We start from the raw sequence: 13198 nt of genomic DNA, 5'->3' as shown, positions 1-13198 counted from the left end.
TTTTTTCCACCAATCTACAACAAAAAAGCTGGCAGAAATTTCTGCCAGCTTTTTTGGTACTTGCTCATTTACTTATATCCAATTAAGAAGTTATTCTGAAACTTTACCCATGGTTTTTAATGGGTCAACCCATTTGCCGTCTATTTTCATGGCAAAATGCAGATGGGGGTCTAAAGAAATTTCACAAGGAATTTCATCCACCGTGCCGATGATCTGCCCCACTTTTACCACCGTATCCGCCTTTACAGCAACGTCTTTCGCCAAACCGCAATATACGGAGGTGACATCACCGCTATGCAGAATTTCTATTGTAGTTCCCATAAGAGGATCGTTTTTTACCGAGGTAACTTTGCCGTCGCAAACCGCTTTTACCTCCGCGCCTTTTTCCGCTTTAATATCAATGCCGTCGTGGGTACGCCATTCTTTCAAAGTCACATTTTTTACCAATTCCCCATTGCTGTACTGGCCAAAAATCTCACCGCTCAGAGGCAAGATATAGGAGGATGTCTGCACACTTTGCTGCCCCGGCACACCGACGGACTGTTCTTGCGGTTTGGTATCCACTTTGGATGGCTGTGAAGAGGACGCTTGCGAGGAAGAGGAAGCGGACGGCTTGTTTACACCGCTTTGGGCTTTTCCCGCTTCCTCTAAATCGGGGAAACCATAGGTTGGCTCCTGTGGGGTTGTGACATTATTTTGTTCAATAATCTGACTGTTGCTGTCATCAATCCGGGCGATGGTTTTATCTACCGCTACCCATGCGGCGGTTCCCGCGCCTATGACACATACAGCAAGGGCAATATAAAAACCCTTTCCAGCCATAAATTTGCTGAATTTACTTTTAGGATTATACGAATTGTTCATTGATGTTTTACACCTCCGGTATTATTTTGAACCTGAATAATAGAGAATATACCATCCAAAACCACTTATTTTTGCATCAGTTCCCGAACGCCTACCAAGAAAAGCAAACCAGCGAAAAGCTTGGATAATAAACTGTTGCCAGCAAGATTGGAAAGCCATACTCCTAAAAATACGGCGGGTATGCCAGAAAGGACGCACAATAGCACACATTTCCATTCAACCAATTTGTTTTTCCAGTGAAGCAGGATAGAGAGCAGTCCGATGGGAATAAAAAAGACCAGGTTGATCCCCTGAGCTGGAAGCTGGTCTATCTTTTCCACCATTCTCAGATACAACAGTAACACGCTTCCCCCACCCATCCCAAGGGACCCTAGCAGCCCGCTTAGAAAGGACGCCAGCCCAATGATAAACCAATTCATGAGAAAAACAGCCGGACGGCGGAGTAAAGGACGATTACACCGAAGATTTTATGCAGCCATTTGGTTTTTATACGGGGGAGTAAAAAACTGCCAGCTATGGCTCCGGCAAGGCCCAGGGGAATATAAGGGAGCGCCTGGTTTAATGTGGCGCTCCCCAGTTTTAAATAAAGCAAGGAACTGACCAGGGTTAAAGGCAATATTACGGCGATAGAGGTGGCGTGAGATTTCTCCGTAGGAACGCCCGCCTTCTGAAGCAGGGGGACGGCCATAATTCCGCCGCCTGCTCCAAAAAAACCATTGAGCAGGCCGGAAGCCAGCCCGATAATAATTAGTTTTAAACTTTTCATTGGACGTCACCGTTTTCTGATAAAATTTATATTGCGCAAAAAAGCGCTGTATGGAAATAGGTTTCCATACAGCGCCTTTAGATATTCTTAAATTTAATTTATTTTGTACCGTAAATCCGGTCGCCAGCGTCTCCCAGGCCAGGGACAATATATTTATGGTCGTTGAGCTTCTCATCCAAAGCGCCGCAATAAACCTGTACGTCAGGATGTTTGCGCGCCATCGCTTCCAGACCTTCCGGGGCGGCAATGATACAAACAAACTTGATATTGCCGCAGCCGTATTCTTTCAGCCGGTCGATGGCGTCAATAGCGGAGCCGCCGGTAGCCAGCATAGGATCAAGGACGATAATATCCCGTTCGTTGATATCGTTGGGAAGCTTACAGTAATATTCTACTGGCAGATGGGTTTGAGGATCGCGGTACAGACCGATATGCCCTACCTTAGCCGCCGGAACCAATTTCAGCATGCCGTCCAGCATTCCCAAGCCTGCCCGCAGGATAGGGATAAAAGCAACTTTTCTTCCGGAAATTACTTTGGATTTGGTAATGCAGATGGGAGTTTCAATCTCCACTTCTTTTACCGGCATATCACGGGTAGCCTCATAGCACATCAGCATAGCTACCTCATTGATCAGTTCGCGAAATTCTTTGGAACCAGTATTTTTGTCCCTGAGCAAAGTGACTTTGTGCTGAATAAGGGGATGATCCATAATAAACGGTTTAGACATGGCGGTAACTCCTTTAATCAATTATTTCTATCTGTCGGCGGAAAATCCCGCCTAGCATTATTTTTACCGGTTTTCCAGTTCTGCGATCTTTCCAATCCGGCGGGCATGACGTCCGCCTTCAAAATCAGTGGTTAAAAACACGTCGACCAATTCAATGGCAAGCCCCGGGCCGATTACCCGCCCGCCCATACAAAGGGCGTTGGCGTCATTATGCAGCCGGGTATATTTGGCGCTGAAATAATCTGAACAACAGGCAGCGCGGATCCCTTTAATCTTATTAGCCGCCATAGAAATACCAATGCCGGTACCGCAGAACAGCAGAGCTTTCTCGCACTCTCCGGCGACGACCGCATCGCAGGCAGGAGCGGCCATGTCCGCGTAATCGCAGGACGCGCCGTCAAAACTGCCGAAATCTTTATACGCAATCTTTTTTTCCTCTAAGTAGGCTTTTACTTCTTCCTTCAAAGCAAAGCCGCCGTGGTCCGCAGCTAAAGCAATCATTTTTCCTTAACTCCTTTATTTTTTTTGGCCAGGAGCTCCCTTTGCGCCTGGGGAAGGCGCAGATAGCAGGGGGCGAGCTGGGCCGGAGAAACTGTAATTCCATCGGCGGCATAACTCAGCGCCGCCGCTCCGAGGGCCGAACTCCTTAACCAGATAAGAGCAGGAGAAGGCAGACGGAGATGGGGGATTTCTTGGCATAAATTATTATAACACATTTCCGCCCCGTCTCCAACCAGAAAAACAGGCTTTTCTACATTTTTTAACCGATTTTTTAGATTCTGCAAAGAAATGGCGTCATCTTCTTCTAACCGGGTGATACGTTCCCCCTCCCAACGGAATAAGGCCGTATACACCTGGGAGCAGCGAGCATCCAATACCGGGGCGACCACACAGTCAATTCCATACAGATTATACGCCAGAGCTTCCAGGGTAGAGACTGTAATACACGGCCGCTCCAGCGCCCAGGCCATCCCTTTGACAGCAGCCAGCCCGATACGAAGCCCGGTAAAAGAACCGGGTCCCCCAGTGACGGCAAAAGCGTCGATCTCCTCCAGAGAAACACGGGTTTGTTTCAGCAGGCTTTCCACCATGGGCATAATCGTCTGGGAATGGGTAAGTTTTACATTGGAAAAAAACTCTCCCAACAACTTTTTATCCTCCAGCAGAGCGCAGCTAGCGGTGATGGAGGAGGTGTCTACAGCAAGCAGTTTCAAAACCGGCCGCCTCCTTCTAGGGTAATATACCGGGAGTCCTCGTCAATCCGCTGGATGTTCAATGTCAGATGATCCCAAGGCAAAGCGTCCTGAATGTTCTCGCTCCATTCGATATACAAAATCCCGTCACCATCCAAATAATCAAAAAAGCCTGTGGAGTACAGCTCCTCCAACCCGGAAATTCTATACATATCAAAATGATACAAAGGAATATTACCATCAGTATATTCTTGTATCAAAGCAAACGTAGGGCTGGACACCTGGTCCCGAAGGCCCAGCCCTTGGGCAAGGCCGCGGGCAAAGGCGGTTTTCCCCATTCCCATGCCGCCCCGGCAGGCGAGAATATCCCCGGCATGAAGCCGGGGAGCAAGGGAAGCGGCGAACGCCTCCGTTTCTTTTGTGCTATGGCTAATATATTCTATCAAGAAAGGGTCCTTCCTTTCTATTTTTAAAATAAGCGCAGGATTTGTCTTTTCTTTCCGCACTACATAAAGGAAATTTATTCCTTAGAATAAGCCGGAAATATTTCCCTGACTGTCCACATCAATCTTATATGCCGCAGGCATCTTCGGAAGCCCTGGCATAGTCATAATATCCCCGGTAAGGGCTACGATAAATCCGGCGCCGGCATTCAGGCGAATATCCCGCACGGTGATGGTGAACCCTGCAGGCCGTCCCAGCTTTGTAGGATCGTCCGACAGAGAATACTGTGTTTTAGCGATACAGATAGGAAGATCCGCTTTTTCCAGCCGCTCAATTTCCCCAATCATTTTTTCTGCCGCTGGAGCATACAGCACCTCGCCTGCGCCATAGATATTTTTGGCGATGGCTTCAATCTTTTCCTTGATGGGCAGAGCAGTATCATAAAGGGGTTTATAGTGGGAAGGCTGCTGGCAAGCTTCTACCACTTTTTTGGCAAGGTCCACGCCGCCGTCCCCTCCCAAAGCGAACACCTCGGACAAGGCGAAACGGCATCCGCTCTTTTCGCAGAAGTCAGACAGCACAGCGATTTCTTCCTCCGTATCCGTATAAAAGCGATTGATGGCAACCACCACCGGAACGCCATATTTCTGCATGTTTTCCACATGGGCCTGCAAATTTACAAGTCCCTTGCGCAGAGCTTCCACATTGGGGGCGGAAACGTCTGTTTTCGCGACGCCCCCATTGTACTTCAGCGCCCGCATAGTAGCCACAATCACAATGGCGGAAGGAGAAAGCCCAGCATAGCGGCACTTGATATCCAGAAACTTCTCCGCCCCCAGATCGGAGCCGAATCCCGCTTCTGTAATACAGTAATCCCCAAGCTTCAGCGCAAGCCGGGTAGCCCGCACCGAGTTGCAGCCATGAGCGATATTGGCGAACGGACCGCCGTGCATCAAGGCCGGAGTATTTTCCAAAGTCTGCACCAGATTAGGCTTTAAGGCGTCCTTTAACAAAGCGGCCATAGCCCCATCCACCTGCAGATCCCGTGCAAAAACAGGTTTTCCGGCATAGGTGTAAGCCACTAAAATTTCTCCCAGGCGTTTTTTCAAATCGGTGAGATCAGACGCCAGACAGAGAATAGCCATAACCTCGCTGGCCACAGTGATCATAAAACCGTCCTCCCGCGGGACTCCATTGACTTTACCGCCTAAGCCTACAATCACATTGCGCAGGGCGCGGTCGTTCATATCCAGGCAGCGCTTTATTAAAATCCGGCGGGGGTCGATCCCTAAGGTATTTCCCTGTTGAAGGTGGTTGTCAATAATCGCGCAGAGCAGGTTGTTGGCTGCGGTGATCGCGTGCATGTCCCCGGTAAAATGAAGATTGATGTCCTCCATGGGCACCACCTGGGAATAGCCGCCGCCGGCCGCTCCGCCTTTAATACCGAATACCGGTCCCAGGGAAGGCTCCCGCAGGGCAATCACAGCCTTTTTTCCAATTTTGGCCATGGCCTGTCCAAGACCGACGGTAGTGGTGGTCTTTCCCTCTCCGGCGGGGGTTGGATTGATCGCCGTCACCAAAATTAATTTACCGTCAGGCCGGTCGGCCAGACGGGAATATATTTTTTCTGAAATTTTTGCTTTATAACGTCCATAAGGTTCTAATTCTTCCGGAAGAATGTCCAGCTTTGAAGCAATGTCAGCGATAGGCAGCATCTGGGAAGCTTGTGCGATTTCAATATCCGTTTTCAAACGATTCGCCCCTTTACGTTTAATAAGCATGTTGTTGTATGAACCCTACTATTATTACTTAGTATATCAAAAAAAGCGATAGGAGAAAAGACAGTTTTGATAGAAATTTGCCTTCTCCTTGAATTAATCACAGTTTATCAGTATAATAATCACAGATTAAATTGAATTATATGAGCGGAAGTAAAAAGATGAAAAAATTATTTAAAATAATTCTCACATATATCAAGCAGACGGATATTTATTTATGGTTTCTCTGCCTGGGCCTTTCTGCTTTCAGCTTACTGCTGATTTCGGGCATTGCTTATTCTGGCGTAATGCCGGAGGTAGGCCTGCGCAAAGTGCTGGTTCAATGCGCCGCCAGCGGCCTGGGGGCTTTGACTGCCGTTTTTATGTCCAAAATTGACTATCATACCATGGGGCGGCTTTGGAAGATCCATGTGCCGGCGGTTTATTTCTTGGTTTTGCTGACGTTTATTATTGGAACCCAAAGAATGGAAGGCGTGGACGATAAGGCATGGCTGTCGCTGCCTTTCGGTTTGTCCATTCAGCCGGCGGAACTGTTGAAGATTTCTTTTATCATTACGTTCGCCTACCACTTATTCCGGAGCCGGGAGCGCCTCAATGCGCCGCAGAATGTGCTTTTACTCTGTATCCACGGAGCGATTCCCACATTGCTGGTTCATTTGCAGGGGGACGACGGCACGGCGCTGGTGTTCGCGATCATCTTTGTATGTATGATGTTTGCCGCCGGGCTTAGCTGGAAATATATTGTTCCGGCGTTTCTTGCCCTGGGAGCGGCGCTTCCTCTGGTGTGGACACAAGTGATGAGCAACGATCAAAAGATGCGTATTCTCGCCTTGTTTCAGCCGGACAAGTACCGTCAGGGGATTATGTACCAGCAGTACAACGCAAAGCTTGCCATCGGTTCCGGCAAGGTGTGGGGAAAAGGGATTTTTACGCCGGATCACAAATATGTCCCGGAGATGCACAATGACTTTATTTTTTCCTTTATCGGGGAATCTCTGGGATTTGTGGGATGTTTGGCTGTGGTTGTTGTGATTATTCTTTTATGTATTAAACTTCTTCTCTGCGCCGGAGAAACCCAGGATCTGCAGGGAAAACTGATCTGTGTGGGTGTGTTTGCCATGATCGCGTTCCAATCGATTATCAACATCGGCATGTGCCTGAGCCTGCTTCCGGTGATTGGGATTACTCTTCCGTTTCTTTCTTCCGGGGGAACGTCGGTGCTTGCGTCCTATATGGGGATAGGGCTGGTGCTTTCGGTGTATATGCACGGGGATAAAAACCTGTTCAGTCAATAGAATAAAAAAGGTTCTCCCGCCGCGATACCGCGGCGGGAGGACCTTTTTTATTTGTTAGTTTTTCGGAAATTTGATCGCAGCCTGTGCAGCAGCCAGACGGGCGATGGGAACACGGAACGGAGAACAAGACACATAATTGAGGCCTACTTTATGGCAGAACTCAACAGTGCTCGGATCGCCGCCGTGTTCGCCGCAGATACCAAGCTTGATATCCGGGCGGGTCTGACGGCCCAGTTTCGCAGCCATTTCCACCAACTTGCCTACGCCGGTCTGGTCCAGACGGGCAAACGGATCGGATTCATAGATCTTCTTGTCATAATAGTAGGACAGGAAGTTACCCGCGTCGTCACGGCTGAAGCCGAAGGTCATCTGGGTCAAATCGTTGGTACCGAAGCTGAAAAATTCCGCTTCTTTGGCAATTTCGTCCGCGGTCAGGGCGGCACGTGGAATTTCAATCATAGTACCGACTTTATATTTCATATCTGATTTTGCATCAGCGATAATCTTGTCGGCAGTTTTTACTACAATACCCTTGACATAAGCAAGTTCTTTTACTTCTCCGACCAGAGGAATCATGATTTCAGGAACCAGGTTCCAGTCAGGATGTTTCTTGCTTACATTAAGAGCGGCCTCAATTACAGCCTGGGTCTGCATTTCAGCGATTTCAGGATAAGAAACCGCCAAGCGGCAGCCACGATGACCCATCATGGGGTTAAATTCATGCAGGGAAGCGATAACCGCCTTCAGATCGGTCAGATCCATGCGCATTTCATTTGCCAGCTCGATAATATCTTCTTCCACTGTAGGCAGGAATTCATGGAGGGGCGGATCCAAATAACGAATGGTTACCGGCTTGCCTTCCAGAGCCTCATAAATAGCTTCAAAGTCGCCTCTCTGCATAGGCAGAAGTTTGGCCAGAGCAGCGCGTCTCTGCTCTTCAGTTTTGGAAACAATCATTTCACGAACCGCTTTGATACGCTCGCCTTCAAAGAACATATGCTCAGTACGGCACAGGCCAACGCCTTGCGCTCCGAAGGAAACCGCCTGTTTAGCGTCCCGGGGGGTGTCCGCGTTGGTTCTTACCTGCAGGGTCCGGAACTGGTCAGCCCAGTTCATAATCCGCCCGAAGTCGCCGGAAATGTCCGCGGCTACCGTTGGGATGGCTTCCCCATAGATGTTGCCGGTAGTGCCGTCCAGGGAGATATAGTCCCCTTCATGATAGGTGTTGCCGCCCAAAGTGAAGCAGCCGTTTGCCTCATCCATTTTAATTTCACCGCAGCCGGATACACAGCAGGTACCCATACCACGAGCAACTACCGCCGCATGGGAGGTCATGCCGCCCCGTACGGTGAGGATACCCTGGGATACGTGCATTCCCTCAATATCTTCCGGAGAGGTTTCCAGACGGACAAGAACCACTTTATCACCAGCAGCAGCCCGTTCTACCGCTTTTTCAGCAGTAAATACCACCTTGCCGCAAGCAGCGCCCGGAGACGCAGGAAGAGCGCTTCCGATCGGTTTGGCAGCTTTGAGGGCCTTGGCGTCAAACTGCGGATGCAGCAAAGCGTCCAGCTGTTTGGGATCGATCATGCAAACGGCCTCTTTTTCAGAGATCATACCCTCGTCCACCAGATCGCAGGCGATTTTCAGGGCAGCAGCGGCGGTTCTCTTGCCGTTTCTGGTCTGAAGCATATACAATTTTTTATTTTCGATGGTAAACTCCATGTCCTGCATATCCCGGTAATGTTTTTCCAGGCGGCCGCAGATTTCGACAAACTGATTATAAGCGTCCGGCATGATTTTCGCCAGCTGATCAATGGTCTGAGGGGTTCTTACGCCGGCTACCACATCTTCGCCCTGGGCGTTCATCAAAAATTCGCCGAACAGCTTCTTTTCACCAGTGGCGGGATTGCGGGTGAAAGCAACGCCGGTACCGGAAGTGTCGCCGGTATTGCCGAATACCATCATCTGCACATTAACCGCGGTTCCCCAGGAGGAAGGAATGTCGTTCATTCTTCTGTAGTAGATCGCTCTAGGGTTATCCCAGGAACGGAATACCGCCATCACAGCGCCCATGAGCTGTTCTTTGGGATCAGTAGGGAAGTCTACTCCCTTTTTCTCTTTATACTCGGCCTTAAACAGTCTGGCCAATTCTTTGAGATCGTCCGCATCCAGATCGGTATCCATGGTAACGCCCTTTTTCTCCTTCATCTCGTCGATGAGCTTTTCAAAGTACGCTTTACCTACTTCCATTACAACGTCGGAATACATCTGAATGAAACGGCGGTAGGAGTCGTAAGCGAAACGGGGATTGTTGGTTTTTTTGGCAAAGCTCTCCACCACTTCGTCATTGAGCCCCAAATTGAGGATTGTATCCATCATACCAGGCATAGAAGCCCGGGCGCCGGAACGTACGGATACCAGCAGAGGATTTTCAGGATCGCCGAATTTCTTTCCGCTGATTTTTTCCAAATTTTCAAGATTTTTGAAAATTTCCGCCTGAATGTCATCGTTGATACGCTGACCATCGGCATAATACTGGGTACAAGCTTCCGTAGTAACGGTGAACCCTTGAGGAACAGGCATTCCAAGACCTGTCATTTCAGCAAGGTTAGCACCTTTGCCTCCGAGCAGCTCACGCATGGAGCCGTTGCCCTCAGAAAACATGTAAACAAATTTTTTACCCACTTTTAAACTACCTCCTGTATTTTATAAACTTTTTTAGAAAACAAAAATAAATTTTCTAAGCCGAAAAATTGGGTAAATTTACCGGCATAAAATACGCTAAGACTTATTATATCAAATAGTGTAGGTTATTTCCAGAGTTTTAAACAAAAAATAATTCACATTATGTGAGCAAAATAAGGCGAATATCTCTTGCAAACTGCCGAAAAAATTGACATAATATAAAGTAAGGAAACGTGTGAGCCGAGGGAGTCTCGTCAACCGGGCCCTTCGGCGAACAATTTCATTACAGAGAGGCGGAGTTTTCTTTGTCATTTGACAGCCAGCGCAGATGTGCCATACTGCTTGCCGCGGGAGACGGCAAACGCATGAAATCCAAACAGCCCAAAGTGCTGTGCGAAGTATTAATGAAACCCATGATCACATGGGTGGAACAGGCCTGCCGCAAGGCGGGGATAGAGGAAGTGTATGTAGTCGCGGGAGCAGGCGCCGAACAGGTAAAACAGGCGGTTTCTCCGGAATGTAATATAGTTATACAGTCCCAGCGCCGGGGAACCGGCCATGCGGTGATGACGGCTGCCCAGGCCCTGGAAGGGGGCGGGGATGTGGCGGTGCTCAATGGAGACGCCCCTTTTATTTCCGCCGAGGTTTTGGCGGCGGCTTACGCCCAGCATATCCGCCAGCACAATGCGGTGACGCTGGTGACCGCCCGGCTGCAGGAACCTTTCGGCTACGGCCGTATTGTGCGTACCGAGAGCGGGGAAGTCAGCGCCATTGTGGAGGAGTCGGACGCGACTCAGCAGGAAAAATTGATCGATGAGATCAATTCCGGGACCTATTGGTTCAAAGCCAGTTTTCTGCAAAAGGCCCTTTCTCATTTCACTGCGGACAACGCCCAGGGGGAATATTACCTGACCGACGTAGTGAAAATTGCTAGAAAACTGCAGGAACGGGTAGACGGGTATGCCTGCCATTCCACAGACGTGGTCCTTGGTGCAAATGACCGAAAAGCGTTGAAAATGCTAAACGATATTGCCAGAAACAGAGAAATAGAAAGGCATTTGTCGAATGGAGTTGACATACCCTTTGATGATGGTGTTATAATAGGAACTGATGTGCATATTGCTCCAGGGACCAAAATAATGCCGGGAACGATATTGGCAGGGAATACTACTATCGGCGAAAATTGCGTAATCGGGCCGAATTCTTACCTTATGGACAGCCAGGTGGGGGACGGCAGCAGTATTATCGCTTCTTATATGACCAGTTCCACAGTGGGCTGCGCGGCTACCATCGGACCGTTTAGTCAGCTGCGGCCGGGCAGTCATATTATGGACGGGGTGAAGATAGGGGATTTTGTCGAGGTAAAAAATTCCACCATCGGCGAAAAAACTTCTATCGCCCATCTGACTTACATAGGCGACAGCGACGTAGGCGCAGGGGTCAACTTTGGGTGCGGAGTGGTTACCGTCAATTACGACGGCCAAAATAAGTTCCGCACCACTATCGGCGACCACGCGTTTATCGGCTGTAATACCAACCTCATAGCCCCGGTAAAAGTGGGAGATGGGGCCTATACTGCCGCCGGTACGACGGTGGATGAAGATGTTCCTGACGACGCACTGGCTATCGGTAGAGTGCGTCAGGAGATAAAGAAACACTGGGCAAAGGGAAAGATTAAGAAAAAGATCTAGTACCAGACGTTTAAAATGCAGGGCGCGAAATTGTGGAAAGGGAGTAACTATTAAATGAACTTGCACGGAAAAGACATCAAAATTTTTACGGCGAATGCCAACCCAAAAGTTGCGATGCAGATCGCCAAAAATCTTGGCCTGCCCCTTGGGAAAAGCGAAGTGACCCATTTCTCTGACGGGGAGGTTTCTGTATCCATCAATGAGTCGGTACGCGGCTCTGACGTGTTTGTAGTGCAGTCCACCTGCCATCCGGTCAATGACAATCTGATGGAACTTCTTATTATGATCGATGCTTTTAAAAGAGCTTCCGCAGGACGTATTACGGCAGTTATCCCTTATTTCGGATATGCCAGACAGGACAGAAAAGCAAAAGCAAGAGACCCGATTTCCGCAAAGCTTTGCGCGGACTTGATCACCACCGCCGGCGCAGACAGAGTGCTGACGATGGATCTGCACGCGGCGCAGATCCAGGGATTTTTTAACATCCCGGTAGACCATCTGCTGGGAATGCCCCTGTTTGTATCCTACTTCGGCTCCCGTTTCAGAGGAGAAAGCAAGAAGGATGTAGTAGTGGTTTCCCCGGACTTGGGTTCGGTTACCAGAGCGAGAAAATTCGCCGAGCGGTTTGACGCGCCTTTGGCGATTGTAGATAAGCGCCGTCCGAAAGCAAATGAATCCGAGGTTATGAACCTGATTGGCGACGTGAAAGGAAAGAAAGTTATTATTTTAGACGATATGATCGATACCGCCGGCACCCTGTGCAACAGCGCCAACGCGATTGTAGAAAGAGGCGGCGCGGCGGAAGTATACGCCTGTGCTACCCACGGTATCCTTTCTGGGGCGGCCATTCAAAGGATTCAGGACAGCGCGATTAAAGAAATGGTATTTTTGGACACCATTTCCATTCCGGAAGAAAAGATGATCGAAAAGATCACCCTGCTTTCCGTAGCGCCGGTTTTCGCCGAAGCGATTGAAAGAATTTATGAGGATAAACCGGTCTCTCCGCTGTTTGGCTGATAAAAGTTTGGCGTTACATAGTACTATGCGGGGCGGAAGCCAAGTCTTCCGCCCTGTTTCTATCTAATATCACTGCGGTAGGAGGAACAGGGGATGTTCTCAAAACTCAAAAACCGATTTTCCGGCGCGGCGGCATCCGGTCCAGTGGAATTTTTAGTGGTCGGGCTGGGAAATCCCGGGAAGGAATATGAAAGCACCCGGCACAATATTGGGTTTCACGCTTTGGATTTTTTAGCGGAAAACTGCGGGACTGATCTGAAGAAACTGAAATTTAAATCCTTGTGCGGCGACGCTATGATCGAGGGAAAACGAGTGCTCCTGATGAAGCCGTCCACCTTTATGAACAATTCTGGTCAGGCGGTGCAGGAAGCGATGAGCTTTTATAAAATCCCCATTGAGCGGGTGTTGGTTATTTTTGACGATGTGAGCCTGGATGTGGGGCGGCTTCGTATCCGGCGCCAGGGCAGCGATGGAGGACATAACGGTATTAAAAGCATCATATACCTTACTGGGAAGGATACCTTCCCGAGAATTAAAATTGGGGTGGGGCAAAAACCCGACCCCAGATATGATTTAGCCGCGTGGGTTTTGGGCAAATTCTCAAAAGAGGATGCGGCGGTTCTGAATAAGGAACTGGAGAATGTCGCTTGTGCGGCCCGGTTGATCATCCAAGGAAAGATCGATATGGCGATGAACAAATATAACTGCTGACATCGGTATCTTATTTGACGAAA

The 13198-nt window shown here is 49.1% G+C and carries 13 protein-coding genes; 4 read left to right on the top strand and 9 right to left on the bottom strand.

Annotated elements, in window-relative coordinates; genetic code table 11:
- Nucleotides 1–90 precede the first annotated feature (90 nt).
- From H8705_RS09300 to H8705_RS09265, 8 genes are all read right to left on the bottom strand, one after another.
- Nucleotides 91–864 carry a M23 family metallopeptidase gene (locus tag H8705_RS09300; RefSeq protein WP_262395501.1) on the bottom strand — a complete coding sequence of 258 codons (774 nt, stop codon included), beginning with the start codon at nucleotides 862–864 and terminating at the stop codon, nucleotides 91–93.
- Nucleotides 865–929: 65 nt separating this feature from the next.
- Nucleotides 930–1283 carry a sulfite exporter TauE/SafE family protein gene (locus tag H8705_RS09295; RefSeq protein ID WP_262395500.1) on the bottom strand — a complete coding sequence of 118 codons (354 nt, stop codon included), beginning with the start codon at nucleotides 1281–1283 and terminating at the stop codon, nucleotides 930–932.
- Nucleotides 1280–1630: a sulfite exporter TauE/SafE family protein gene (locus tag H8705_RS09290; protein ID WP_262395499.1), complete on the bottom strand. Its 351-nt coding sequence runs from the start codon at nucleotides 1628–1630 to the stop codon at nucleotides 1280–1282. Before H8705_RS09290 ends, H8705_RS09295 begins: the two co-directional genes overlap by 4 nt.
- 98 nt (nucleotides 1631–1728) lie before the next feature.
- Entirely contained in the window at nucleotides 1729–2358 is a 630-nt protein-coding gene (gene upp / locus H8705_RS09285) for a uracil phosphoribosyltransferase (RefSeq protein WP_262395498.1), read from the bottom strand.
- Between the two features lie 63 nt (nucleotides 2359–2421).
- Nucleotides 2422–2859 (bottom strand): ribose 5-phosphate isomerase B, encoded by a 438-nt coding sequence (gene rpiB, locus H8705_RS09280; protein ID WP_262395497.1) that lies wholly within the window; start codon nucleotides 2857–2859, stop codon nucleotides 2422–2424.
- Nucleotides 2856–3572 carry a tRNA (adenosine(37)-N6)-threonylcarbamoyltransferase complex dimerization subunit type 1 TsaB gene (gene tsaB, locus H8705_RS09275; protein ID WP_262395496.1) on the bottom strand — a complete coding sequence of 239 codons (717 nt, stop codon included), beginning with the start codon at nucleotides 3570–3572 and terminating at the stop codon, nucleotides 2856–2858. The genes rpiB and tsaB overlap by 4 nt, the downstream gene beginning before the upstream one ends.
- Nucleotides 3569–3997, bottom strand: a complete 429-nt coding sequence (tsaE, locus tag H8705_RS09270) for a tRNA (adenosine(37)-N6)-threonylcarbamoyltransferase complex ATPase subunit type 1 TsaE (RefSeq protein ID WP_262395495.1) — start codon at nucleotides 3995–3997, stop codon at nucleotides 3569–3571. The genes tsaB and tsaE overlap by 4 nt, the downstream gene beginning before the upstream one ends.
- 81 nt (nucleotides 3998–4078) lie before the next feature.
- On the bottom strand, nucleotides 4079–5746 hold the full coding sequence (locus tag H8705_RS09265; RefSeq protein WP_262395494.1) for a formate--tetrahydrofolate ligase: 1668 nt from the start codon (nucleotides 5744–5746) through the stop codon (nucleotides 4079–4081).
- Between the two features lie 188 nt (nucleotides 5747–5934).
- On the opposite strand from H8705_RS09265, the gene H8705_RS09260 reads away from it, so the two are divergent.
- Nucleotides 5935–7068: an FtsW/RodA/SpoVE family cell cycle protein gene (locus H8705_RS09260; RefSeq protein WP_262395493.1), complete on the top strand. Its 1134-nt coding sequence runs from the start codon at nucleotides 5935–5937 to the stop codon at nucleotides 7066–7068.
- Between the two features lie 54 nt (nucleotides 7069–7122).
- On the opposite strand, the gene ppdK is transcribed toward H8705_RS09260, so the two are convergent.
- Nucleotides 7123–9756 (bottom strand): pyruvate, phosphate dikinase, encoded by a 2634-nt coding sequence (gene ppdK / locus H8705_RS09255; RefSeq protein WP_262395492.1) that lies wholly within the window; start codon nucleotides 9754–9756, stop codon nucleotides 7123–7125.
- Between the two features lie 305 nt (nucleotides 9757–10061).
- Between ppdK and glmU the strand changes: the two genes are divergently transcribed.
- The 3 genes from glmU to pth all read left to right on the top strand — a co-directional run bounded on the left by glmU (nucleotide 10062) and on the right by pth (nucleotide 13175).
- A complete protein-coding gene (gene glmU, locus H8705_RS09250; protein WP_262395491.1) occupies nucleotides 10062–11447 on the top strand; it encodes a bifunctional UDP-N-acetylglucosamine diphosphorylase/glucosamine-1-phosphate N-acetyltransferase GlmU in 1386 nt (461 codons plus the stop codon).
- Between the two features lie 54 nt (nucleotides 11448–11501).
- The gene (locus tag H8705_RS09245) at nucleotides 11502–12464 is read left to right on the top strand and encodes a ribose-phosphate diphosphokinase (protein WP_262395490.1); all 963 of its coding nucleotides are present in this window, start codon (nucleotides 11502–11504) and stop codon (nucleotides 12462–12464) included.
- Nucleotides 12465–12557: 93 nt separating this feature from the next.
- Entirely contained in the window at nucleotides 12558–13175 is a 618-nt protein-coding gene (gene pth / locus H8705_RS09240; protein WP_262395489.1) for an aminoacyl-tRNA hydrolase, read from the top strand.
- Nucleotides 13176–13198 lie beyond the last annotated feature (23 nt).

This window comes from Youxingia wuxianensis, from assembly GCF_014385085.1.
GTDB classification, from domain to species: domain Bacteria; phylum Bacillota; class Clostridia; order Oscillospirales; family Ruminococcaceae; genus Youxingia; species Youxingia wuxianensis.
The sequence above is the reverse complement of the archived record's forward strand: the minus strand, read 5'-3'. Positions and strand labels throughout refer to the sequence as shown.

Excerpts from the sequence above, each read along its gene's own strand:
- H8705_RS09260 (WP_262395493.1), top strand. The coding sequence starts at position 5,935 with ATGAAAAAATTATTTAAAATAATTCTCACATATATCAAGCAGACGGAT.
- pth (WP_262395489.1), top strand. The coding sequence starts at position 12,558 with ATGTTCTCAAAACTCAAAAACCGATTTTCCGGCGCGGCGGCATCCGGT.
- H8705_RS09300 (WP_262395501.1), bottom strand. The coding sequence starts at position 864 with ATGAACAATTCGTATAATCCTAAAAGTAAATTCAGCAAATTTATGGCT.
- H8705_RS09245 (WP_262395490.1), top strand. The coding sequence starts at position 11,502 with ATGAACTTGCACGGAAAAGACATCAAAATTTTTACGGCGAATGCCAAC.
- H8705_RS09295 (WP_262395500.1), bottom strand. The coding sequence starts at position 1,283 with ATGAATTGGTTTATCATTGGGCTGGCGTCCTTTCTAAGCGGGCTGCTA.
- H8705_RS09290 (WP_262395499.1), bottom strand. The coding sequence starts at position 1,630 with ATGAAAAGTTTAAAACTAATTATTATCGGGCTGGCTTCCGGCCTGCTC.
- upp (WP_262395498.1), bottom strand. The coding sequence starts at position 2,358 with ATGTCTAAACCGTTTATTATGGATCATCCCCTTATTCAGCACAAAGTC.
- rpiB (WP_262395497.1), bottom strand. The coding sequence starts at position 2,859 with ATGATTGCTTTAGCTGCGGACCACGGCGGCTTTGCTTTGAAGGAAGAA.